The organism is Barnesiella sp. CU968, assembly GCF_905219685.1.
GTDB classification, from domain to species: Bacteria; Bacteroidota; Bacteroidia; order Bacteroidales; family Muribaculaceae; genus Lepagella; species Lepagella muris_A.
Window position 1 is genome coordinate 1 of record NZ_CAJMXD010000004.1, and the last position, 25,179, is coordinate 25,179.

The window sequence follows — 25,179 nt, forward strand, 5'->3', positions numbered from 1 at the left end:
ATATTTTATTTTGCAATGAAATTAAACAAATAAAGAATAATAAAGAGAAGGGGACAGACATAACACCTCTCCCCTTCTCTGCTACAATTGTAAGTTAGTGTCAGTCACTATCAAGCGTAGAAGTATAGACATTCCCGAACGGGTCTGTAGCGCGGACTGTCACACTGCGCCAGTCCGGTGCCGGCCGATAGAGGAACATATGATTTGTCGTGGCAATCTGCGCGCCGTTGTGGTTTGACGGTATATACCATTTCTTGTCATCTTCATCATATACCAGACTCTTTCTCACATCCGGATCCTGCGCCTGAACATTTGAAAGCGTTTTCCAGCTGCCGCCGTCTTCCTGAATCTCGACAGTCCATTTAGGATGCCATGCGAAAACATTGACAAGTATCTGGTCAAACGGATCTCCGACATTTCCCGAAGGCTGGCACAACACTGCATCTTTCGGAGCATATAGCTTCATCTGATAATCATCAGGGAAACCGGCTGATTTATACTTCACGTCAACCAGTTTGTTACCGTTGAATTTCAACACGCCGTAACCGCGCGGTGTGCCGTCGCTGCATAAAGGATACCAATAGGCACCCATAGCCGCCGCGAAATTATATTCTGTCATATTGGGAGCTATCTCGACTGTCGACTGATTGTGAGCATGCCCTGAAATTATCTGGATATTATCAAAATCCTTTATCAGATCATAGAGAGCCTGTGTGTTGGTAAGATTATTTGGTCTGTTCCATCTTGCCGTAGGGATATGCAAAGCCACAATAAGACCTTTATCTTTAGAAACATGCGAAAGATCTTTCTCAAGCCAGTCAAGCTGCTCTTGAGTGATAGTATTGGCATAGTCATTACGCCCTGTCTCTCCGCTGTAAAGCACATCATCAAGCACTACCATATGGTAATCTCCGATATTGACTGAGTAATATGTCGGACCGAGCACATTTCTGAAATCCGCATCACTTTCAGTATCATTCTTCACACTCTCGTTATGGTCATGATTGCCGATAACCGAGAAAGAGGGAACGGGAGTGCGTCCCATCAGAGTCTTATAGGTCGAGAAGAGCTCCGGTTTGTTCCAGACAATATCACCAAGCGATATGCCGTATGTATTTTCACTAATGGGCTGTGTGAACTCCGAAAAATCAGAAAGTATATATTCAGAAAAATCACTTATATCCTGGTCATTGCCAATCTGAGGATCCGCTACTGCCATCAGCGTCCATTCTGTTTTCTTTGGCGCGGAAAGCAGATTGAAATCACGCTGGATCTTTGCGTCAACGGAAAAATCAAGTACTTTATAGAATCTTGGCAGACCGTCAAGAACCGGAATCTCGCAATCTTCCGGAACCGACACAAACACATGCTGACGTGTGGTATACATCTGATACTCACCCCTCTCATCGGTGAGTTCGACATTTATTCCGTCACTGACAACAACACCGGCACGGGGAACACCGTCTACCGTAACGCGACCTGCGAGGTTTTTGCCGAATTGATGGGTTATAGTCACTTCATCACGGTCATAGCCATTTGGAGCGACCGGAACCTCCTTCTCGGAGCAGGATGCCAGCGTTATTGCCAGCATACCCGCAGCGAAGAAATTATATCTGATAATATTATTAAGAATCATATACCTTATTCCTGTATTAAAAGATTTGATCAACAAGTTTCATCATAAAATCGATCAGTAGCCGGGATTCTGCTGCAGCAAAGGATTTCCCTGTATTGCTTCCAATGGTATGCAGAACACCTTCTTTGTGTCATCCGTGGGCGTATGATCCCACCAAGATTCAGTGGTGAAGAGACCGAACCTGATCAGGTCTGTACGGCGATGTCCTTCACCGAGAAATTCAATCATATATTCATCAGCAAGACGATATATGTCAAGATTTGCCTCAGTCACAGGATCCGGATCGATTCCATTCGCAAAATTACGTTTGCGGACTTCGTTGATAAGTTCTGCCGCTCCTTTCTTGTCTCCTCTTCTGAATTTACATTCGGCAAGATTATAGACAACCTCGGTGAAACGAATCACAGGGAAATCGGCGTCAAAAAGAATATCCTTGTCAGCGGAATTGGAAACCGGCATCTTAACAAGACGGATTCCAGAATTCTCATCACCCTCCATCATGTCGCTCTTGTTGCCTGTGCGGTTGATGTAATCTACGAGCACCATCTCTTTCCCGTTCTGAAGCTTTGTGCCTTTGGCAACCTTGCCTGTGTGAGGATTCTTCTGAAGACCTACACAGAACATTCCTTCATACTGCTTGTTGCCGTTATATACATATGGTTTCTTCCTCAGATCGAGATCATGGAACTTCGAATATGTGCGACCAAGTTTTGACACAAGTTCCACACCCTCTTTCTCATATGAAGGTGCAAGCTGATATCCGTTGTAGGGATTCGCAAGCACATTGCAATCGAAATAAGTTTTCGCATCTGCTATGAACATGAAGCGGTAAAGACCGTCGAACTCTTTTTTTGTAGTCTGTGAGGGCACATACCACATGGCTTCCGTCGAGCGGTCATTGTCGAAATCGTGAGGACCGCTCCAGCTCGGATCTATCTCATATTTTCCATACACTCCTTCATATATGTCCTGAAGAAGTTTTTCCGCATCCGAATAGCGGGGCTCTCCTATAAACACATCTGCATTGAGATAAAGCTGCGCCAGAAGCATTGCGCCGGTTCCGCGGGTTATATATCCGTTCTGCGCTTCTGAAAGTGAGACACGCGGCTTGAGCTTGGGAATTGCATCGATAAGAACAGACTCGATAAAATCGAAATTCTCTTTGCGACTGTTCCTTGCCTTAGGTTTGTCCTGGCTGCTTGTATAGATAGGCAGACCTCCATATGAATTCAAGCCTCGCATATAGCAATAGGCGATCAGAGTGTTGATCTGATTGAGATGGTCAGCCTTCTCCTCTTCAGTAAGACCTACAGACTGATAATTAACGCCGGCAAGATCTTCACGCGCCTCAAGCGAACGTGCTATCACATAGTTGAGCTGATTGAAGTTGTTAACAATAAACCTGTCGGCTGTATTCCATGTGTGATAATGATAACGAAGGTACTCGCCGCCATTGTAGAAGTCACCGGCTCGTGCCGGACATGCCATCTCGTCTGTTGTTAATTCTTCGAGAACCCAATTGTTCTTTTCATTATGGTAATAGCGCCACTGATCGAAAGGTTTGGCAAGAACAGCATAAACGCTCTCCGGGCTTGTGAAGAAGTTATCGGGCGTCACCTCGCTGTAGAATTTCTCATCGAGATCGCAAGAAGACATCATGAATGTGCCGACAGCTGCCAACGCCATATATTTTATTTTAGTCATTTTCATCTTTAATGTATCAAATTAATGAAGATTAAAATTTAAGCTGCATACCGAAAGTCCAGCGTATCGTCTGCGGATACATGGAGCGGACATCCTGGAAACCTGCAAGTCCGGGGAAGAGTCCGTTTACATTCTGCTCCGGATTATACCCCTTGTATCTGGTAAAAGTTGCGACATCGCGGGCGGTAACGTAAAAACGCGCACTGCTGACATATTTCTGCCATTTCGACAGGTCAAGGGTATAGCCGAGCGAGATTGCATCGATTTTGAAGAATGTCGCATCCTGAAGGAAGTAATCGGTTGTTATGCGGTTATCGTTGATGGCGGCGTTCTTGCCATATGCAGACTTAAGCACATTGATTCCCTGCTGTCCTTTAAGACCATAGTAAAGCTCAGTCTCGTCAAACACATCATATTTGATCCATGAACGGCAGCTGATCCCGAGATCGAAATTCTTGTAACGGAAATTGTGATCCATCGAGAAAATCAGCTTGGGAACACCGTTGCCGACATAATGCTTGTTCTCGTCTGTGGTGTTGCCGGCGGCAGGAACAATGTTGTTGTCTTTGTCATATATAAGCCATTTTCCGTTTTCATCGAGACCCGCATATTTGAATAGCCAGAATTTACCGATTTCCTGACCGTTCACGATTTTGTGTGTATATCCCATTGAGCTCGGCAGTGCGTCAGACAGAATCTGCGAACCGGCTTCTCCAAGGTTCTTGATTTTACTGCTGCTCTGGCTGAAACGCACCGTAGCATCCCAATCGAAATCAGCCTGCTGGAATATGCGTCCCGAAAGCTCGAACTCCCATCCTTTGTTGTCAAGAGTTCCGACATTCTTCATTACGGTTTTCTGCACCATAGGAGGCACCGGAGCCGTAACAGAGAAAAGCATGTTGTCCACCCTGCGGTTGTACCAGTCGAATCTACCGGAAAGGCGACCTCCGAAGAACGAGAAATCCACACCGACATTAAGCTCCTTCTTTTCCTCCCATTTAAGATCAGGATTGATATTGCGTGCAGAACCATATGCGGGGACCCATACTCCTCCGGGATTAGGGAACATGCCGCTTTGGTCATAGTTTCTAACTGTGTAGCCCGAACCGAAATTATTATTACCGGTCACGCCATATCCGACACGAAGTTTGAGGTCATTGAGCCACTCTACATCCTGAAGGAATTTTTCTCTGTTAAGACGCCATCCGGCAGACACAGACCAGAAATTTCCCCAACGATGATTTTTTCCGAACTTGGAGCTTCCCTCGCGGCGATAGCTCACTGTTGCTATATATTTGTCGTCATATGAATAATTGACACGAGCGAAATAAGACATGAGTCTTTCGCGGGCAGACTTGCTTGAAGACATCTCCGCATATCCGTCGGTAAGATCCGAACCTGCACCCATATCCCATGGACCGACTCCGTCAACTATAAAGTTGCGGTTTGTCATGCTGAATGCCTCTGTGCCTTTTTCCTCGAAGAAGCTCCATCCGGCAACAGCATCGATATGATGATCATCGAGAAAATCTTTAGTATACGACGCATATGCCTCATAAGACAGATTCATTGATTTGCTATAGCTGTGAGAACCCTGCCCGAGCTTTCCAGAATTGACGCTGTAACGATGATACTGGTTGTAATAGAGTGTCTTTACCCACTGGCGTCGGTCAACACCGGCTGTAGCCTGTATATTGAAACCGGGAAGAATCTCAAACTTTATGTTTGCGTCTCCCATAAACCATTGGTCTGTGCCTGAATATTCCTGGTCGTTGATGTTTGCCACAGGGTTATATAGTGTTCCTATGCCGTATTGATTCACATTATATCTGAAGGGATTCTCGGGATCCATCAGCGGAGTTGTCGGATTAAGCGCCAGTGCCTGCTCGAACGCACCAGCACTGTTGCGCTGGTCACGGTGTGCCTCGCGGTATTGCATGCGCAATCCGATCTGAAGACGATTATCCCACAATGAGTATCTTCCGTTAAGACGCGCCGAGTAATCCTTTCGACCGTCTCCGATCACAATACCTTTCTGATCGGAATATGAAAGAGAACTGTAAAGCTGAAGTGCCTTGGTTCCTCCTGTCATTGTCACGGAGTGACGGTGAGAGAAGGGATTATTGCGTGTAAGCTGATGATACCAGTCTGTGTCATATCCGTAATCATATCCGCGCCCGAGCTCGATATATTCCTGAGAGTTGAGTGTTTCAAGCCGTTTGCGTGCGCTCTCTACAGACAGTTCCATGTTGTACGTCACGGTTGCCTTCCCTTCTTTCGCCTTTTTGGTGGTGACAAGAATCACACCTGCCGATGCACGTGTACCATATATGGCTCCCGCGGATGCGTCTTTGAGCACATCGATAGATTCGATATCCTCCTGGTTGACGGCACGAAGGTCACCACCCGGTATTCCGTCGATAACCACAAGAGGAGAATTTCCCGCCTTGACAGAAGACACACCTCTCAACTGATAGTCATTGGTCGAGTTTGGCGATGAAGAACCGCCTATTGTCAGACCTGACACTTTTCCCTGAAGAGCAGTGGCTACTGTGGAGCCGCCAAGACCCGTCATAAGATTGTCGCCTGAAATGGATGTTATGGAAGACGTCACCCTCTTCTTCTCCATGGTGCCGTATCCGACCACTACCACTTGCTCCAGGGTCTGGTCATCACTCTGTAGAATGATTTCGTAAGTAGTCTTACCCTTCTGAACCTTTACGGTCTGACCCATCATGCCTACATATGTGATTTTCAAGGATTGACCGGGATCAGCGTCAATATTGAATTTTCCATCGATATCAACTACCACGGCTTTTCTGGTGCCTTCTACCATTACCGTAGCGCCGATCATCGGCTCACCGTCCTTATCGAATACGGTTCCGGAAATCTCTTCGGCAATCGCTGCAAACGAGCCTGCCGCCAAAAGCGCCGAAACGCAATAGAACCGAGTGTATTTATTGTTTCTTATCTTGAGTTTCATTTATTTACCTGATATTGGTTAGTTGTTGGCTGTTCTTGTCACTTTGATGTCATCGATGAATCCACGGAAATATCCAGAACGGGTCTTAAAACCATCGATTATGTATTGTGTCTCACCGATTACTATTTTTGTTTCAGCTGTGACTCCGTTTACATTTACGGTAAAGTCTTTCCACTGCCAGTTTATTGTCTTGTCGGAATTATCCACCGGCACACAAGGCGCGCTAAGACTTAGTTCGTCGTTGACTGCATTCTCGATTTCTCCGGGACCATCGATGGCAACGGAAACTGTAAACTTGTCAGTTCCGTTTTTAGCCAGACGGAAAGATATCGCCACATTCGCTTTTTTATCCGCAGGAATATCAAGCGGCTCCTTGAGCATGAATGCATTCTGGTTGTTTCCCTTGCCGAACTTAAGATAACCATCGGCGGCATATACTGATGATCCGGAAGCGTTAAAATCGAAATATCTCTTGTCAAATTCAACCTTTATACCGGCATTAGCCGCGCTATAGATCGGAAGTGTTGAATTTGCAGAACCATTTATAGATCCTACCTGGTCGTTTCCACCTGTTGCCCATGCCATATCATCGGTGAAATATACAAATCCGACAGTCTTGTCATCAAACATCACTCGTGTGCCTGACTGACTTACACTGAATGTCTTCTCCATGTCTCCTTCGATTATAGTAAGAGAAACCATGCGGTCAGCACCACTCGTATTCTCATCGGCAGAGAAAACGACAGGAGTCTCGCCTGCCTCTCCGCTCGCGGGAGTCACTTTCAGCCATCCGCAATCTGAAGGAACATTTATTGTCCATGATGAGTTTGCTGTCACTGTCATCATATGTGAACCAGGTTGTGTTGCCGCCCCGTCAATATCAAGTTCGATACTTGTCCTGTCTATCTCGAGGATATAGTCAAATCCGCTCTGTGTCACTGCAAACTGCTCTGTCTTCCCTGCCATGTCGATCTCTATAAAACCGAGACGGCTTTTTGACGATGTATTAGGATCTGCCGAAATAAATAGATTGTGTCTGCCTCTCGCTCCTGACTCATGCGATATGTGCAACCATTCGTCTTTGCGCGAAACATGCCAGTCGTTGTTTGCCGCCAACACCACAAGAGCCTGGTCTCCGGAAGATGTAAGACCCGTATTTTCAAGTTTAACCTCACGCTTGTCGGCATGAACAAAACCCGGCAACTCGTCTTCACTGCACGACACGGCACAAACCGCTGTCACAGACGAGAGAACAGCTATGCTTAATAATTTTTTCAGTTTCATGATTATGTTTGAAAATCAGTAGTATTTCCAGGAACTGCCTGAATGCAGAAAGTTCCCGTTGTTTGCATCAGTTGTATCAATTCGCTATTTTCTCGATTTTAAGGTCATCGAGGAACCATCGGAATGTTCCTGAGCTTGTAACGTTGTCGCGAATGAACTCAATAGGTCCGACAACAACTTTATCTTCTCCTGCCAGACCTGCAATATCCACAGAAACATCATACCATTTCCATGTGGCATCAGGCGTGATAAGCTGCGGGCTGACACATCCCCCTTCGATTTGCTCGCTGTCTTTGATCTGTCCCTGCCCTATCACACCGACGGCAATCTTGGTGCTTTTGTCCTGAAAAGCCGCTCTGAAGCTGACTCGAACTGCCGAAGTCTTGCCGAACTCGACTCCATTTACCTTGGGAGAAATCGCGGTGAGGGTGTTTGTCTTGTTGAATTTAAGATAGCCGTCTTGCGTGTAAACGGTTTTGGCATTTGAATTGAAGTCCTCGTAATTAGCTTTGAACACAGGGAGGGGATCATCTCCGGTCCATGCGGTATAAGTGTAGATATTACGCTGGTCTCCAGCTGCTTTTATCGCAACCGCATCAGAACCGTCTATTGCCCAGTGGAAATCGTCATAGAAATAAACATGTCCGATTTCGAGTTTGTCATCAAGATTAAGTTCAAGATTCTGATTGACTGTGACTATCTCAGAAATATTCAGCGATGAAATTTTAAGATGGCCCGTACGTTCCGCTCCTGATTCATTCGGTTCAGCTACAATCTCTACTGTGACCCGTCCCTGACCTTCGGGTCGGTCCACGCTCAGCCATTCGCTGTCACTCGTTATCGTGTAGCCTTTGTTGGAGGTGATGTTGATGGTTGCCGGTGAACCCGACTTCAGCTTTCCATCCTGAATCACCTGCACAATAGATTTGTCTACGTTCAGACGCGGAAGAACATCTTTTGTATTGTCATCCACTCCGCAAGACGTAAACGTCATGCCGACCGCGAAGATTGCGCCGAACATGATGTGTTTGGTTACTTTCATTCTGTTGGTTGAAATTTATGGTTTATGGAAATTTAATTATTATGTTCTTCAATATATGTCATCTCTCGGCATATATACATCAGGGGGACACCGCTCAGAGAGACTTATGGAGCTCTGTCTGCGGAGTAGGGTCAAAAACACGAGGAAAAACCTCGCATCCTCATTTAAAATAAATGCACATCGGAAATTTCAATTTAAAACTAAATACGTTTGTGTATGTAAAAAATGGGTATCTGATTATTTACGTTGCAAAATTACATCCTAAACTGAGGATACAAAACTTTTTTTAGTTAAGAAATATGAATATTATAATATTTCATGTTAATAAGTATCAATTGACACAATAGAGCTTCAAAATGACAACTTGGATTATGTAAGATTAACAAAAAGACATTATAAAAAATCTCATTTACAGAGTTTATCTTCTGCAAATGAGATTTTTATAATTTATATATCACGCTTGGACTTCGGTTTTCAAATCAAATATCCACAATATGCAGATCAACACCGAGCGACTCAAGCGAAGTAGCTGCTTTGTCAGGAAGACGCGAATCAGTGATAAGCATGTCAATTTCGTCAAAATCTGCAATTTTGACAAATCCTCGTCTTCCGAATTTGGAAGAGTCCGCAAGAACTATTGTTTTTTGCGCAGCACGCATCATGGCTTTGTTAAGATCTGCTTCGCGTATGTCTGTTGTTGTCACTCCGAATCCGGGATCAAAACCGTCTACTCCGAGAAAAAGCTTGCTGCATGCCATATCGTCAAGAAAAACCTCCGCAGTGCGTCCTACCACAGACAAACTGCTTCTGCGTAATGTACCGCCAAGCTGAATCACATCCACAGCCTCCTTGGGACCAAGCGCCTCAGATACTTTCAGCGATGCAGAAACCACCGTAAGGTGATGTTTGGGCTCTATGCTGTGTGCAAACGACAGCATAGTTGTGCCGGATGCTATTATGATGGAATCGTCTTTGGTCACAAGCTGCGCCGCATAATACCCTATTACACTTTTCTCATGACTCGCAAGCTTTGCCTTTTCACTTATCGTTCTATTGTTGATGTATGGATCAATAAGAATTGCGTTTCCATGGCTTCGATATAACTTTTTCGCCGCCTCAAGCTCACTGAGGTCTTTGCGTATTGTCACGGCAGATACCTGCAGCTGGGCGGATAGTTCCCCTACAGATGCAGACTCCTGTCTCAGAAGTGTCTGAAATATCAGGTTATGTCTCTCTTCTTTTGTCATTATGCTCTATTATCTATATTTCTTTCAAAATTAATAAAAGAGTTGCAATACAACCTTTAAAATATGTTAAATTTGTATTTTTCCGATATTTTCTTGATATTAAAGAATAGCAGCTACTCAACCTAAAGTATAAGGTAAACGTTAAATTTTCAAATAACTCAATGTAAAAACCTATTTTTTTCGTAATATTTTTGCTTATTAAAAGAAAGTTATTTACTTTTGCAGTGAAAACAAATTTGTATAACATCGAAACCTGACTTACGGTATAATAAATGAATGTCGACCTGAAAAACAAAGAATACGATGTGATCGTGATCGGTGGCGGCGCCACTGGTGCCGGAACTGCCAGAGACTGCGCAAAGCGTGGTCTTAAAGTCATGCTCATCGAGCGCCTTGACTTCACGGCGGGAGCGACCGGCAGAAACCACGGTCTGCTACATAGTGGAGCCCGTTATGCAGTGACAGACCACGAGTCTGCTACCGAATGCATCCGGGAAAACATGATTCTTCGCAAAATTGCCGCTCACTGCGTTGAAGAGACCGGCGGACTTTTTGTGACTTTGCCAGAAGATGACCTGGGTTATCAGAAGACATTCATAGAATCATGCCATGCTGCCGGAATCAATGCCCGCCAGCTTGACCCCAAAGACGTGATACGCATAGAGCCGGCTGTGAATCCGGATATAATCGGTGCGGTATACGTTCCTGACGGAGCGATAGATCCCTTCCGTCTCACGACCGCAAACGTTCTTGACGCCCGCATCCATGGAGCAGATGTGCTCACATACCATGAGGTGGTGGAGCTGATTCAGGATAACGGCAGGGTAATCGGTGTGAAGGTCAGAAACTCGATCACGGGCGAAGAGAAGGAAATCAGAGCGCGAATCACTGTCAATGCCGGCGGCATCTGGAGCCATGGCATTGCACAACAGGCAGGAATCACAATCAATATGTTCCCGGCAAAGGGAGCGCTCCTGATTTTCGGGCACCGTGTCAACAATATGGTCATCAACCGCTGTCGCAAACCGGCTGACGCAGATATTCTCGTGCCTGGCGATACCATTTCACTCATCGGCACTACTTCCAGCAGAATACCCTATGACGAGGTTGACAATATGGAAGTGACTCAGGAGGAAGTTGACATTCTCCTCAATCAAGGCTGTCAGCTTGTACCCTCCCTTTCATGGACAAGAATACTCAGAGCATATGCCGGAGTAAGACCTCTCATTGCAGATGATTCAGACCCGACGGGACGAAAGATCTCCCGAGGCATCGTATGTCTTGACCATGCAACGCGTGATGGAGTCGAAGGATTCGTCACCATTTCCGGCGGCAAGCTAATGACATACCGCCTGATGGCGGAAACCGCAACCGACATGGTCTGCAAAAAACTCGGAGTCGATGCGGCATGCACGACAGCCGTAGACCCGCTTCCCGGTTCTGAGCTCACAAAGGAGAACCCGTCAGACTCCAAAAGACACATCATCGACATGGGCACCGGACAGATTGCGGCACGCGAACGTCACGGTTCCCTGTCATCCCTGATAAAATATGACTCTGACGCCGATGACGCGCTTGTCTGCGAATGTGAGCAGGTTTCGGTCGGCGAAATAAAATATGCCATCGACACCCTTCATGTCAATAACCTTGTGAATCTACGTCGTCGCACACGTCTCGGCATGGGGACATGCCAGGGTGGAATATGCGCGTCGAGGGCGGCGGCGATATTAGGTTCGGAATTCGGCAACGAACGCGCCATAACTGACCTGAAGTCATTCTTACAGGAACGATGGAAGGGAGTCAGACCGGTAGCATGGGGACGTTCCCTCGCCGAAGCGTATTTCACTTCATGTATATATGAAGGCGTATGCGGAATGGAGACTGAAAACAGTGATGAAACTAAAATTACTTCTGCGCAATGAAATTCGATTATATAATTATTGGAGGCGGACTTTGCGGACTTTCCGCAGGAATCAGACTGGCGGAGCAGGGTAAGAAAACGGCAGTTGTGTCTTCCGGACAGAGTGCTTTGCACTTTTTCGCCGGATCATTCGGACTTATCGGTAAAAACGGAGGCAAGACTGTTCTTAATCCTTTGGAGGAAATAGACTGTCTTCCGGAGAGACATCCATACCGTCTTATGGGCAAGGAGCGGGTCAAAAGACTTGCGACAGAAGTACCTGCGATGCTTCAGAAAGCCGGTATAACCGTAACCGGCTCGGCAGAGGCAAATCATTTCACACTTACTCCTTTCGGCAAACCGCGTCCTTCCTGGCTTACTCTTAACGGACTCCCCACATTCAGCAAACCTGATGAAAAACCGTTCGAAAAAGCCCTCATTGTATCAATAAAGGGTTTTCTCGAAAGTTATCCGGCTTTCATGGTAGAGAATCTTGAGAAGAAAGGGGTATGCTGCAGAGTAGAGACAATATATCTCGAGCGTCTGACACATCTTCGCGAATCCAACTTTGACATGCGCGCAGCATCCATAGCCAAACAGATGGACCGCGCGACCATTGAAGAGTTCGCCTCTAAAATCAACTCATGCGCCGACAAGGACGAGTCAGTTCTTATTCCGGCAGTAATAGGCATCAATGATGAGCGTGAGCTCGACAGAATGCGGGAAATGGTAAACAATCCTCTTTATTGTGTGCCGACAATTCCCGTTTCTGTTCCAGGACTGCGCGCTCAACATATTCTCCAGCACTACTTCGAGAAATTAGGTGGTACATACCTTCTCGGTGACAGAGTGGAAAAAGGGATTATCGAAGACGGAATGGTCAAGGCATTGGTAACTACCAACTTCGGGGAAGACCATCTTCATGCGGATGCATTTATACTTGCTTCCGGCAATATCTTCGGAGAAGGAATCAAATCAAATCCACACGATTTTTACGAACCTGTATTCGGACTTGATGTGAATTATTCTTCCAATCGCGATGAATGGTATGCCTTTAATTTCTTTGACGCTCAACCTTATATGGAATATGGCGTTGAAATTGACAATGATTTTCACCCCTCGTTAAAGGGAATAAAAATCAAGAATCTCTTTGTCGCAGGCTCGACACTCGCCCACTGCAATTCTCTCAAGGAAGATTCAGGAGCTGGAACAGCTATACTTACAGGCCTTCACACCGCAGACCTTGCTATGAATATTTAAAGACACATTGAAATGAATTATCAGGAACAAAATATTAGCGCCAATAATTTTGAGGAATGCATCAAATGCACCATATGCACGGCATATTGTCCTGTAATGACGGTAAATCCGGATTATCCGGGTCCTAAAATGGCAGGTCCCGATGGCGAACGCTATCGTCTGAAAAGCCCTGATTTTTATGATAAGGCGTTGAAATACTGTCTCAATTGCAAACGATGCGAAGTGTCATGTCCATCAAACGTGAAGATTGGCGACATTATTCAAAGTGCAAGAATCAAATACGACACAAAACCGCCGAAACTGCGTGACCACATGCTTGCCGAAACGGATGTCATGGGAAATCTCGCCACAGCTTTCGCTCCCATCGTGAACCCGGTGCTTAGCTCGGGTATAGCAAAAGCCGGACTGGATATTATCGGTGTTGACAAACACCGTACATTCCCCAAATACGCATCTCACAAGTTCTCGACATATCTGAAGAAAATTCAGCCGGAACAGGAAAAATTCCAGAAACACATAGCATATTTTCACGGATGCTATGTGAACTATAACAATCCTTCTCTCGGCAAAGACCTCGTCAAGATACTGAATGCAGTAGGATACGGTGTGTTGCCTCTCTCAAAACAGAAATGTTGCGGTGTGGCAAAAATCGCCAACAGACTGATTTCAAGAGCAAAGCACGATGCGGAAATAAATCTGAAATCAATACGCGAGGCTGTAGAGCAGGATATGCCGGTACTCTCGACAAGTTCGACATGCACATTTACCATCCGCGATGAATATCCGCACCTTCTCGGATTGGAAAATTCCGATGTGCGCTCTGACATAATGCTGGCAACAGTATTCCTGTCGCGCAAGATAAATGACGGTGAAATAAAACTTGTGTTCCGCAACGATTACAAGAAACGTATATCGTATCATACACCCTGCCACATGCAGAAGCTTGGTTGGGCGGCATATTCCACAGGATTGCTGAAGATGATTCCCGGCATCGAATTTGTGCCGCTCCCCTCACAATGCTGCGGCATAGCCGGAACATACGGTTTCAAGAAAGAAAACTACGAATACTCACAGAAAATCGGGGCAGAACTTTTCGAAGCGATCGAGAACGAGCATCCTGATGTTGTTGCCACAGACTGCGAGACCTGCAAATGGCAGATTGAGATGAGTACCGGTGCAAAAGTGGAGAATCCGATCACACTGATTGCCGAAGCCCTCGATGTCGAAGCCACAATGCTGGCAAACGGACTACTTTAGAACTATCTAATACTTTTCGATAAAACTACATCATGTCAAAAGAAAACATCTTTGAAGGCTGGGATAAGCAAACGATAAAAAAATACCAGCACTGGCAGCTCCGCACGATCGTCGTCTCGATGATAGGCTATGCCATTTACTATTTCGTGCGTAAAAACTTCTCGATAGCCATGCCGGGACTTACCGCCCAATATGGCATATCAAACACGAGTTTCGGTATCGTTATCGGTATCGGATCTCTTGTATACGGTCTGTCGCGGTTCATCAACGGCTTCATTGTTGACCGTTTCAGCGCACGAGTGATAATGGCGATAGGTCTTCTTTTATGCGCATTGTCAAACCTTGCGTTCGGCTTCGGAGTGAACATCAGCGGCTGGATCACAGGAGTGGACGCCGGTCCGGATTTTATCAATATGCTCGTGATGGTAATGGCGGTGACAATCATATGCAACCAGCTGTTTCAGGGTGTCGGTTATCCGCCGTGCGCACGCCTGCTACCCTGCTGGATACACCCCTCGCAGCTTGCCACAAAGATGTCTATATGGAATACCTCACATTCAATTGGAGCGGCACTCGCTGTTGTCGTATGCGGATACATAATGGGAACTATGGGTACAGACCTCAGTTCTGACCACAGCATTATAGCCCGCATCGCCGCTAACCTTAACCTGGATCCCTCAAATGAAGATCATTTAAAGACCATCATGGGATATGCGCAGCATTGGGATGCATGGAAATATTGCTTCTGGATTCCGGCAGGAATCGCTCTATGCGGTGCCTTATGGCTCTACTTCGGACTCCGTGACGACCCTCGTTCAGTCGGTCTTCCCGAACTTCCGGGAACTAAAACAGGCGTAAGTGAAAAGGCGGAAGGAAAACCTGCGTCACGCAAGCAATTCCTTAAGATAATGGTCTGGACGAACCGTTGGATATGGACTCTCTGCATTGCCAACATTTTCGTATACGTGATGCGTATGGGTATACTTGACTGGGGTCCTAAATTCCTGACTGAGGCACGCAACATGAGCATTGAAGATGCGGCATGGTCTGTAGGTGTGTTCGAGATATTCGCAATCGTAGGAACAATCGGTGCAGGATGGGCAACTGACCATATCTTCAAGGGTAAAGCCCACCGTATGTGTCTTGTCTGCATGGTTTGTGCTGTAATTTTCATGAGTGCCTTCATTTTCATGCCCGGCCTCCCGGTTATTGTCTCTATCATAATCCTTGCAATGGCAGGATTCTTCATCTACGGTCCTCAGGCACTCATTGGCATCGCATCAGCAAACCATGCCACCAAGGAAGCTTCGGCTACAGCCAACGGTCTCGCCGGTATTTTCGGATACGTCGGTTCTTTCCTGTCGGCTATCGGTATCGGTATCGTTGCCGATCACTGGGGCTGGAACATGGTGTTCTATATCATCATAGCTGTAGGATGTCTCGGTGCCGTCACATTCCTTACTATGTGGCTCGCGCCGCGCGACGGCTACGAACGTTCCAATAAATTCTACGCTTCACTTGAGGCTGAAGCCCTTAATGTAAACAAAATCGAAGGTAATGTAACCAACGATGATGCCGACATATAATTAAGTTTAAAGAAAGCAATTAAAAATAACCTGCATCAAGAAAATGGAATTTAACAGATATCATTCTCCGTTCGGACATGAAGAACTTATGGCAAAATGCCGTAAGATAAAGCATGTGGCTCTTGACATGGACGGAACAATATATTTAGGTTCAAAATTGTTTCCATTCACCTTGGGTTTTCTGAAAGATCTTGAGGAGATGGGGATAAAATACTCTTTCCTTACAAATAATCCGACGAAGAGCGTTGCCGATTATCTGCTGAAAATTGAAAAGCTTGGCATCAAAGCCACACCTGAGGAGATGTATACCTCATCTGTTGCTGCGATTGATTACCTGCGCGACAAGATGCCCGAAGCCAGGAAACTCTATGTTGTCGGCACCCCGAGTATGGAAGAAGAATTCCGTAATGCCGGATTCGAACTCATGCCGGACGATCCCGGACAGAAACCGGACTGCCTCGTTGTCGCGTTTGACACGACACTGACATACCCGAAGCTCTGTCATGCCTCATGGCTTGCAGCCGAGGGGATTCCTTACATCGCGACCAATCCTGACAGGGTGTGTCCTACAGACCTGAAGACTGTGCTTGTTGACTGCGGCTCGTTATGCGCATGTATCGAGCATGCCACAGGACGCAGACCGGATGCCGTAATCGGCAAACCCAATCCAGATATGCTTTCAGGAATCTGCTTCCGCGAGGGATTGAAGCCGGAAGAGGTGGCGATGTGCGGTGACAGAATATATACCGATGTTGCCACGGCACGCAACGCAGGCTCACTCGGTGTGCTGGTGCTTTCCGGAGAGACAACTCTTGAGACAGCGATGAAATCTGACCCGCAACCGGACATAACTGCCGAAAGCATAGCGGAGTTCTGTGAGTTGCTTAAAGAGGCACGCAAAGAGTAATCTGAATCATGCGGTTCAATTGTCTCTATTGAAAAATCAGAATCAAAATAATTTACCTCTCATAATTTTCATTAGTTTTAATAGTTTTAATAGTTATCATCATCATTTATGAATTGGAAATCCATAACTTTACTATTTGCAACAATAGTATCAAGTATCACTGTTACTGAGATATCTGCAAAAAATGTAAAGATAGACACGCAAAACACTTCTCTTGTTCTTGAAGCGGAGAAAGGTAAAAAACTGCGTCATCTCTATTACGGCGGAAAAATTTCTGAAAACGATGCGGCGGCTTTGCGCTCTGCAAGCGGAAAAATTTATTCAGCATATCCCGATTATGGAATGATCACTTTGCCTGAAACGGCGATAGCGATGATTCACAGCGATGGTGACATGACTCTCGACCTTGTTGTCGACGGAATATCTTCCACTCACGACAACGGTGCCGACATCACGACCGTGACACTTAAAGACACACATTATCCGGTAGTAGTAAAAGTCAACTACAAGACCTGGAAAGACGAGAACGTGATGGAGACCTGGTCTGAAATCACAAACAATGAAAAATCACCTGTCACCCTCACGCGCTTTGCTTCAGGATATCTCCCCATCAGAAGCGGCAACGTATGGCTGTCGTCACTTCATGGAGCCTGGGGAAATGAGACAAGGCTGACAGAAGAACCTCTCACGCGCGGAATGAAAGTTATCAAAAGCCATGAAGGAGTCCGCAACTCGCGTTTTGACCATTCTGAGGTAATGTTTTCTCTTGACGGCAAACCTCAGGAGAACACCGGCAGAACAATAGGAGCAGCACTATGCTACGGTGGCAACTACAAACTGCGTATAGATACCGATGAAACAGACAGCCACCACTTCTTTGCCGGTATCAATGAAGAGGATTCACACTATAAGCTCGGCAAAGGCGAAACGTTTGTAACCCCTCCCCTTGCCTTGACATGGAGCGACGAAGGACTCAGCGGTGTCAGCCGCAGTTTCCACAAATGGGGGCGCAACCACCGTCTGGCTCATGGAGACACTCCGCGCAAAGTACTCCTCAATTCCTGGGAAGGTGTGTATTTTGACATCAATGAGAAGGGAATGGCAAACATGATGAAAAATATAGCCGCCATGGGAGGCGAATTGTTCGTCATGGACGATGGCTGGTTCGGTGTCAAATATCCGCGCAACAATGATTCCGCAGGGTTGGGAGACTGGACAGTCGACACTCGCAAACTTCCCGGCGGGATACAGGGACTCGTCGACGAGGCAAAAAAGAACGGTATCAAGTTCGGCATATGGATAGAACCGGAAATGGTCAATTCAAAGAGCGAACTCTTTGAAAAGCATCCCGAATACATTATCAAACCTGCTAACCGCAAAGCAAAATTCGGGCGCGGCAAGACACAGTTGATTCTTGACATGTCGAATCCGGAAGTGCAGGACATCGTATTTAACATTGTCGACACTCTCATGACCAAATATCCTGAAATAGACTATATAAAATGGGATGCAAACATGGACATCGAGAATCATGGCTCGCAATATCTTCCCGCCGACAAACAGAGTCATCTCTACATCGGATATCAGAAAGGACTCCAGAACACACTGCAGAGAATACGCGCAAAATATCCTGATGTGACCATTCAGGCTTGCGCTTCAGGCGGTGGACGCGTGAATTACGGCATTCTCCCCTGGTTCGATGAGTTCTGGACATCAGACAACACCGATGCGCTGCAAAGAATATACATGCAGTGGGGAACCTCCTATTTCTTCCCGGCTATAGCAATGGGATCGCATATCAGTGCTTCGCCAAACCATCAGACCCACCGCATTATACCTATTAAATACAGGACAGACGTTGCGATGAGCGGCAGACTTGGGATGGAAATCCAACCGGATGATATGACGGCAGAAGAGAAAGAGCAGACAAAACGCGCTATAGCCGAATACAAACAAATCAGACCTGTCGTGCAGTTCGGTGATATTTATAGGCTTCTTTCGCCCTACGATGAAAAAGGTGCGGCATCTCTGATGTATGTTGCTCCGGAAAAAGACAAGGCAGTATTCTACTGGTGGAAAACACGCGCTTTCCGCAACGAGATTCTTCCGCGCATAACCATGAAAGGTCTTGATCCGGAAAAAGAATACGTGGTTCATGAACTGAACAGGATCGACACTAAACCGCTTTCATTCGAAGGCAAATCATTTTCCGGAAAATTCCTCATGGAAAATGGTCTTGAGATTCCGGTGAACCACAAGCTTGCCAAGAAGAACGAGACTGACTGGTCAAGCCGCGTTCTCTATCTAACAGAAAAATAAGAAGCTGCATAAAATTTAAGACGAGTTCAGACACCTGATATCAGTTGAATGCAGGATTTGAAGGCACAAGAAGCCAGCTCCGATATTTCTCTCCAAGCCGTCTGACTTCCCTTCTCCAATATAAGTCTTCAGCCCCGGTCAATACATCCGTATGACCGGGGTTTGGATTTAATGCCCATGTGTTTTTCAATATTTCCGAAGTCAGTTGTCCTCGGCTCCAACCGCTATATCCAAGAAAAAACCTGATATTACCATCTGCATATCTGTTATTGTTGATATAGTCGATTATGTCGTCAAGTTTAGCACCCACATAAAGACCAGGCGACACTTCCATGGAACCTTCGAATCTGTCACCCATAGTGTGCAACATAAAAAGCCTGTCTGCCTCAACCGGACCGCCGCTGTAAACAGGCACTTCGGCACCCGCTTTCCAGTCGGGGAAAAGATCCTGAAGAGACACTGGAGTTATTTTGTTTAAAGCAAGACCTATGTGACCTTGATTATTATCCTCATCAAGAAGGAGAATTACACTGCGTTTGAAATACGGTTCGTCAAGCAATGGCTCTGCAATCAGCAGATCTCCCTTCTGCGGATTTACGATTGTCGGGTCCTTATATATGATTGATTCTAAATCCATGATAAATATTTTACCTTCTGATGTAAATTACATACTTATGAGCTTTTGCGCCTTACGTATGCATTGTCTAACTATATAACATATCAGACATAAGATTTCTTTTAAAAAGTTCGTGATTTTAGAATCAGACCTGATGCTATAAATGTAAATTAGCTATTTCGTATAAATGACTGATTTCTCATTAAAGTCCCAAGAATGCAGAACTAATCCATGAAGTGATTTATAAGGGAACCGAAAGATTTGTCTGAAATCTTTCGGTTCTCCCATAAGCATTTAAAATGTCAATGCGTTAACCTGAATCTATTGTTCAGATACTACCCTATTTACCTGTATATTCCTTATAAAGCATTATCAGATGTGAGGCACTCCAGCTGAAATGAGGAGCTTTGAGAGGCTTGCCGGTATGTGTGTCGTAGTTTTCATGTATAGGCAATCCCTCTTTCAATCCCTCCAGACGGTCAAACACCTGACGTGTATAAGCATCGGCAAGATCGTCATAACCGTAATTACGCAGACCGCTTATCGCAAAATATGTCTGGTCAAGCCATATCGGTCCGCGCCAGTAACCGCGTGGATTATATTTGGGGTTATCGGCAGCAACTGTAGGAAACGGTATATATGTTGAGAATTTGGCTGTATCCGTGAGAAGAGGCATCATTTTTGCAACCTGTTCCGGTGTTGCGATGCCTGTCCATAGCATAGTATATGCCTCACAACCGGGATCACCGACAAATGTACTGTCTTTTATCTTGCGGTCAAAGAAGAAATTGCGACGGCTATCAAAGAAATAATCCGCAATCTTATCGCCATAGTCCGGGGCATCGAACTTCTCACCAAGTATTCCTGCGAACTTTTTTAGGAAACCGCACTCATGAGCAAGATAGGCATTAAGGTCAACACTTTCCTGATTCATGCTCCATGCATCGTCATAACCATCATTCGCAAGCATTTCCACATCATCGAAACGTATTGCGTTATCCATGCCGCTTTCCCATGCCGCAGCTTCAAGGGTTCCATCGGTAGATCCATATTCGCACATCCCGTTTCGATCATGGTCACGCTTGGCATACCACCATTTGTAGTATGACATAAGCTGAGGATACATTTCAGCCAGAAACTCCTTGTCACCGGTAGCCTCATAAATTTTATCAACCGCCCAGCACACCAGCGGCGGCTTGCTGTCACGGGCATTGTTTTCGGCAGGATCGGTATAGATGCAGTCGATTATCATGCCATCGGGCTGCTGATAATCGAACATCGCCCGGATATTGTTTTTTGCGAGTTCAGGGTCAAAGCTCGCCGCACCGGCACAAAAGCGCCAGCTGTCCCACGCCCACAGCCCAACGAAATATCCTACCGCATGACTTGGAATTATTCCGTCATGCAGCAGTCCTCCCCTCGCGGCACGGTGGTTGGAAGCAAGCGTGGTCATCGCTTTAACGGCTATGCGGTCATATTCGGCAGGCATGTCATCACGAAGCGTAGATGTGAGATACCCTTCCCAACGAAGTTTGTTGGATTCAAGTGCCGACAACGGATTTTCAAGAACATCCACACTCTTGTTCAACCCTGCGTATGCTTCTTCCGGAGAACAAAAGAAAGCGACACTTACATAGCTACGGTTCTGATGCGGTGCGTTCGCCTGATAATTTCCATTATCCACGTTCAGCTTTACATTCTGGGGAAAGGTAATTACAACCGTTTCTCCAGTAGGATGCACACTGATAACAGAGTTACCGGTCTGGCTAAGTTTCATCTCCGCAGCCCATCCATCTCCTGTAAATGCGAGACCTCCGGGAAGAGAATTATCTATAGTAAGCAACATCGTGTTGGCATCAATGAAATTTAACCGCTGGGTGATTGCGCCATTCTTATATTCCGAAGAAATGACAAGCTCACCCGGATAATAACACACCGAATCCTTGAGACTGATGCCCAAATCCATGCCGGATACAGTAACGGCACACTTCGCCAGCCATTCTCGCCTGTTCATGTCAATACTGTAAGGACCGCAGAACCCATTTATCCATTTCTCTTTCTCAGGAGGGGTGAAACCTATCCATGAACCCGCATCTGTGAACAGACCGTAGTGACGATGCAGAGTGTCCGGAGTATAGGATATATCGAATATGTTCGGGAAGTCATACCGACGTTCAGAGGAAGCGGATGCCTTTGAACAGGACTGGGAGATAACGGCGACAAGAACCATCGCCGTTATTGTAAATATGTTATGCTTATTTCGTAACATGACTATCTGATATTACTGGTCGTAAAACAAAGCTGAACGAGCGTTCAAGGGGCATTATCGAGTATTCAGGATGAACTCGGGCACCCCAGGTGTTGTCCCCCCCCACACCCATCATAAGATGGTCTATGTTAAGTGTGACAATATCCTTTTCCGCAATACTGCCTCCATGTCGGCGTTCGATCATCGCAGGCACATATTCAAGATCCGCCATAGGAAACTTGAATGCACCTGCATTGAAAGGAATCTCGGCTGCGACGGAAATTCCACAACCGCTATTGTCAACAAGCGACATATGGCGCACATCACAATGGTTCCCCGTTTCCTGGGCACGAACATAAGGATGATATTGTTCCCATACCTTTGACTCGTACAGCCCTATAAGAGCGGAAGACTTGCGGTCCGGATAGCTTTCGTGAGGTCCTCTGCCATACCACTTCATGTTGTCATAACCACCTTGAAGAGCCATTGTCATGCCAAGTCTCGGCAATTCGGGCAATGGTCTGCATCCCGGCACAAAACGCATGTCTACTTTTACCGAATTGTCGGAAGCCACTTTGTATTCAAGATCAACAGTCACATCAAGATGACGGATTTCATATGACGCTCTGACACGAACAGCACCGGATTCGGTCTCATCACATGCAAACTTCACAAGTCTCAATGAATCAGGAGCGGTTCTCCAGACCCCGCAACGTTCAAGATGGCCGTTAGGGATGTCATTGTCCGTGAGGGGACGCCAGAAATTGGGAACAAGCGGAGACTTTATCATTTCCTGTTCTCCGGAAATCCATGAATGCATGAAGCCGTCTGATTCGCTGAACGAAATAGAAGTTGCCGCACCGGAAACAAATATATTCCCATCTTTTCTGTCAACCGTGAGTTTGCCACCTGTTGTGTTCTGCCCGATTTCCGTGGATCCAGGACGCACAATCCACTGACCGCTTGCCATCTTTTCACCAGCAGGTACCATTGGAGAATCCTTCTTTGTAACTGCCCACAATGTAAGAAAATACTCCTTGCCATCCGAAGGCAACTGTTCCAATGGTATATTCACTACTCTTTTGTCACCAGGGGCTATAAACGGAAGATCCAATTCTCCTTCTTTGACCATGATTCCGTCTCCGTCAAGCCGCCAAACAAGTCGATAATCATTCAAAGAAATGAAATCATGCCGATTCTCCACCTCTACTCCCGTCTTACTGAATGGCACGGGACTGAATTCAACATACTGGAGCACCCTCTTTACCTCTGCAAGATGAGGATGTGGCACACGCGAGGCATCAACAAGTCCGTTGGCGCAGAAATTGGAGTCATTCACAACGCCTGCAAAGCCCATATCTCCGCCGAATGCCCATATTTTCCGCCCTTTTTCATCTCGTTTTTCAAAAGTCTGATCCACCCAGTCCCATATGAACCCACCTTGAAGTTGGTCATATTTATAAATAAGATCCCAGTAATCATGAAGATTGCCGACACTGTTGCCCATTGCATGGGCGTATTCACACATTATCAAAGGGCGATCATCGAGTTGATTTACATGACGGCGCAGTGACCATACTCTCGGATACATAGGACAATAGATATCACTTTTCGCATTGTATCCTCCACCTTCATACTGCACGGGACGAGTGCTGTCATTGGCGTGGGAATAATCATAAAGCGTTTCAAAATGCCTGCCATATCCGGACTCATTACCCATTGACCATGTCACCACAGATGTAAAATTACGGTCACGTGCCATCATACGGCTGAAACGTTCGATAAACGCGCCCTCCCATTCAGGATAGTTCGCAAGCGTGCCGTCCGGATGATCCTGCATCCCATGACTCTCTATGTTCGCCTCATCAACAAGATACAGTCCATATTCGGTACATAATTCATACCACGCGTAATTGTTGGGATAATGACAGTTTCTGACGCCATTGATATTGTTGAGTTTCATCAGGCGAATATCTTCAAGCATAGAGGATACCGACACCGTACGCCCCTTGTGCGCGTCATGTTCATGACGGTTCACTCCCTTGAAAAGAACAGCTTTTCCGTTGATTAGCTGACGACCGTTATTCATCTCCACAGTGCGGAAACCGAAAGGATGGGTGAATGACTCAAGCTGAGTGCCTGATGCGTCAAGATGCGTCACAACAAGCGTGTAGATATTCGGCGTTTCAGCATTCCAGGGTCTGACATTCGCCACATATTTGTCGAATCGAACCAAGGTGTCCGAAACAGAACGCAATGAATATTCCGACTTATATATCTCGTTGTCACGGTCAAGCACTTTAACAGAAATACGCTGTCCTTTTTCAGGCGCGGTCATCCGTATGTCAAGCGACAGTTGTCCGTCCTTATAGCCATTCACGAGCGTGGCTTCAATACGGAAATCCTTCACCCGGCTCTTGGGTCGCGCACAAAGATATACGCTTCGTTCTATGCCGCTGTATTTCCAATAGTCCTGACCTTCAAGATATGACCCGTCACTGTATCTGAACACTTTAACGGTCAGTCTGTTGTTCCCCGACTTGAGATAATCGTTAATTCTGAAGCGAGACGGAAGACGACTGTCTTCGGCATATCCCACAAATTTTCCGTTAACCCATACATAATAGGCAGACTCGACCCCTTCGAAATCGATGAATACATCATTTCCTTTCCATGAGGACGGCACTGAGAAATTTCTGGAATAAACTCCTACCGGATTATAATCGGACGGCACAAAAGGGGGATCGGCAGGAAAGGGATAACGCGTATCTGTATAAATCGGAGAATCGAATCCCTGCAATTCCCAGCTTCCCGGGACTTCTATGTCCCGTGCGTTTTTTAATCCTGAAAGATGAATATCATCCGGACAAAGGGAAGCATTCCTGAAATAGCGGAATTTCCACTTGCCGTCAAGCGATATCCGTCGCTCTGCCGCAGGATTCACATCATATCTTGTGTCAGCAGGAAGATTTCTGGATTCGAGAGCAAACTTTTCATTGATAAACGGTATAAAATGTGCCGTCATTTCCTCCCTGTTGATTGAATTGACTGTCGGATCCTGCCAAGGCACACCCGCACCTGCGGACAATGCACACGACAGAACCGCCACAGATATACACTGGCGTCTCTTAAAATCTGTTAATGCGAAATTGTTAAACTCTGTATTCATGTTGGTTACGCGATTTTCTGG

General features: G+C 46.1%; 15 protein-coding genes. 6 read left to right on the plus strand and 9 right to left on the minus strand.

Annotated features, from left to right (window positions below; translation table 11 throughout):
- Nucleotides 1-100: 100 nt before the first annotated feature.
- The 6 genes from JX312_RS00365 to JX312_RS00390 form a co-directional block, all read right to left on the minus strand.
- On the minus strand, nucleotides 101-1,636 hold the full coding sequence (locus JX312_RS00365; RefSeq protein WP_128707655.1) for a calcineurin-like phosphoesterase family protein: 1,536 nt from the start codon (nucleotides 1,634-1,636) through the stop codon (nucleotides 101-103).
- Between the two features lie 54 nt (nucleotides 1,637-1,690).
- Nucleotides 1,691-3,340 carry a RagB/SusD family nutrient uptake outer membrane protein gene (locus JX312_RS00370; protein ID WP_239653741.1) on the minus strand — a complete coding sequence of 550 codons (1,650 nt, stop codon included), beginning with the start codon at nucleotides 3,338-3,340 and terminating at the stop codon, nucleotides 1,691-1,693.
- 31 nt (nucleotides 3,341-3,371) lie between these two features.
- Nucleotides 3,372-6,323 (minus strand): TonB-dependent receptor, encoded by a 2,952-nt coding sequence (locus JX312_RS00375; protein WP_204456477.1) that lies wholly within the window; start codon nucleotides 6,321-6,323, stop codon nucleotides 3,372-3,374.
- An 18-nt stretch (nucleotides 6,324-6,341) separates the two neighbouring features.
- On the minus strand, nucleotides 6,342-7,607 hold the full coding sequence (locus JX312_RS00380) for a BACON domain-containing protein (RefSeq protein ID WP_204456479.1): 1,266 nt from the start codon (nucleotides 7,605-7,607) through the stop codon (nucleotides 6,342-6,344).
- A 76-nt stretch (nucleotides 7,608-7,683) separates the two neighbouring features.
- Entirely contained in the window at nucleotides 7,684-8,649 is a 966-nt protein-coding gene (locus tag JX312_RS00385; protein ID WP_204456481.1) for a BACON domain-containing protein, read from the minus strand.
- A 479-nt stretch (nucleotides 8,650-9,128) separates the two neighbouring features.
- The gene (locus JX312_RS00390) at nucleotides 9,129-9,896 is read right to left on the minus strand and encodes a DeoR/GlpR family DNA-binding transcription regulator (protein WP_123405847.1); all 768 of its coding nucleotides are present in this window, start codon (nucleotides 9,894-9,896) and stop codon (nucleotides 9,129-9,131) included.
- A gap of 272 nt (nucleotides 9,897-10,168) precedes the next feature.
- Between JX312_RS00390 and glpA the strand changes: the two genes are divergently transcribed.
- From glpA to JX312_RS00420, 6 genes are all read left to right on the plus strand, one after another.
- Nucleotides 10,169-11,818 (plus strand): anaerobic glycerol-3-phosphate dehydrogenase subunit A, encoded by a 1,650-nt coding sequence (gene glpA, locus JX312_RS00395; RefSeq protein WP_204456482.1) that lies wholly within the window; start codon nucleotides 10,169-10,171, stop codon nucleotides 11,816-11,818.
- A complete protein-coding gene (gene glpB / locus JX312_RS00400; protein WP_204456484.1) occupies nucleotides 11,815-13,056 on the plus strand; it encodes an anaerobic glycerol-3-phosphate dehydrogenase subunit GlpB in 1,242 nt (413 codons plus the stop codon). Before glpA ends, glpB begins: the two co-directional genes overlap by 4 nt.
- 12 nt (nucleotides 13,057-13,068) lie before the next feature.
- The gene (gene glpC / locus JX312_RS00405) at nucleotides 13,069-14,313 is read left to right on the plus strand and encodes an anaerobic glycerol-3-phosphate dehydrogenase subunit GlpC (RefSeq protein ID WP_123405854.1); all 1,245 of its coding nucleotides are present in this window, start codon (nucleotides 13,069-13,071) and stop codon (nucleotides 14,311-14,313) included.
- A 32-nt stretch (nucleotides 14,314-14,345) separates the two neighbouring features.
- Nucleotides 14,346-15,899: an MFS transporter gene (locus tag JX312_RS00410; protein ID WP_204456486.1), complete on the plus strand. Its 1,554-nt coding sequence runs from the start codon at nucleotides 14,346-14,348 to the stop codon at nucleotides 15,897-15,899.
- Between the two features lie 43 nt (nucleotides 15,900-15,942).
- Nucleotides 15,943-16,806: an HAD-IIA family hydrolase gene (locus tag JX312_RS00415; protein ID WP_123405859.1), complete on the plus strand. Its 864-nt coding sequence runs from the start codon at nucleotides 15,943-15,945 to the stop codon at nucleotides 16,804-16,806.
- Nucleotides 16,807-16,914: 108 nt separating this feature from the next.
- Complete coding sequence (locus JX312_RS00420; protein WP_204456488.1) at nucleotides 16,915-19,125, plus strand: alpha-galactosidase; 2,211 nt, start codon at nucleotides 16,915-16,917, stop codon at nucleotides 19,123-19,125.
- A gap of 40 nt (nucleotides 19,126-19,165) precedes the next feature.
- On the opposite strand, the gene JX312_RS00425 is transcribed toward JX312_RS00420, so the two are convergent.
- From JX312_RS00425 to JX312_RS00435, 3 genes are all read right to left on the minus strand, one after another.
- Nucleotides 19,166-19,762 carry a YqgE/AlgH family protein gene (locus JX312_RS00425; protein WP_124029691.1) on the minus strand — a complete coding sequence of 199 codons (597 nt, stop codon included), beginning with the start codon at nucleotides 19,760-19,762 and terminating at the stop codon, nucleotides 19,166-19,168.
- A gap of 319 nt (nucleotides 19,763-20,081) precedes the next feature.
- Nucleotides 20,082-22,010 (minus strand): trehalase family glycosidase, encoded by a 1,929-nt coding sequence (locus JX312_RS00430; protein WP_204456490.1) that lies wholly within the window; start codon nucleotides 22,008-22,010, stop codon nucleotides 20,082-20,084.
- Nucleotides 21,997-25,158, minus strand: a complete 3,162-nt coding sequence (locus JX312_RS00435; RefSeq protein WP_204456492.1) for a glycoside hydrolase family 2 TIM barrel-domain containing protein — start codon at nucleotides 25,156-25,158, stop codon at nucleotides 21,997-21,999. Before JX312_RS00435 ends, JX312_RS00430 begins: the two co-directional genes overlap by 14 nt.
- Nucleotides 25,159-25,179 lie beyond the last annotated feature (21 nt).

Excerpts from the sequence above, each read along its gene's own strand:
- glpB (WP_204456484.1), top strand. The coding sequence starts at position 11,815 with ATGAAATTCGATTATATAATTATTGGAGGCGGACTTTGCGGACTTTCC.
- JX312_RS00420 (WP_204456488.1), top strand. The coding sequence starts at position 16,915 with ATGAATTGGAAATCCATAACTTTACTATTTGCAACAATAGTATCAAGT.
- JX312_RS00410 (WP_204456486.1), top strand. The coding sequence starts at position 14,346 with ATGTCAAAAGAAAACATCTTTGAAGGCTGGGATAAGCAAACGATAAAA.
- JX312_RS00415 (WP_123405859.1), top strand. The coding sequence starts at position 15,943 with ATGGAATTTAACAGATATCATTCTCCGTTCGGACATGAAGAACTTATG.
- JX312_RS00365 (WP_128707655.1), bottom strand. The coding sequence starts at position 1,636 with ATGATTCTTAATAATATTATCAGATATAATTTCTTCGCTGCGGGTATG.
- glpC (WP_123405854.1), top strand. The coding sequence starts at position 13,069 with ATGAATTATCAGGAACAAAATATTAGCGCCAATAATTTTGAGGAATGC.
- JX312_RS00370 (WP_239653741.1), bottom strand. The coding sequence starts at position 3,340 with ATGACTAAAATAAAATATATGGCGTTGGCAGCTGTCGGCACATTCATG.
- JX312_RS00375 (WP_204456477.1), bottom strand. The coding sequence starts at position 6,323 with ATGAAACTCAAGATAAGAAACAATAAATACACTCGGTTCTATTGCGTT.
- glpA (WP_204456482.1), top strand. The coding sequence starts at position 10,169 with ATGAATGTCGACCTGAAAAACAAAGAATACGATGTGATCGTGATCGGT.
- JX312_RS00390 (WP_123405847.1), bottom strand. The coding sequence starts at position 9,896 with ATGACAAAAGAAGAGAGACATAACCTGATATTTCAGACACTTCTGAGA.
- JX312_RS00435 (WP_204456492.1), bottom strand. The coding sequence starts at position 25,158 with ATGAATACAGAGTTTAACAATTTCGCATTAACAGATTTTAAGAGACGC.
- JX312_RS00425 (WP_124029691.1), bottom strand. The coding sequence starts at position 19,762 with ATGGATTTAGAATCAATCATATATAAGGACCCGACAATCGTAAATCCG.
- JX312_RS00385 (WP_204456481.1), bottom strand. The coding sequence starts at position 8,649 with ATGAAAGTAACCAAACACATCATGTTCGGCGCAATCTTCGCGGTCGGC.
- JX312_RS00430 (WP_204456490.1), bottom strand. The coding sequence starts at position 22,010 with ATGTTACGAAATAAGCATAACATATTTACAATAACGGCGATGGTTCTT.
- JX312_RS00380 (WP_204456479.1), bottom strand. The coding sequence starts at position 7,607 with ATGAAACTGAAAAAATTATTAAGCATAGCTGTTCTCTCGTCTGTGACA.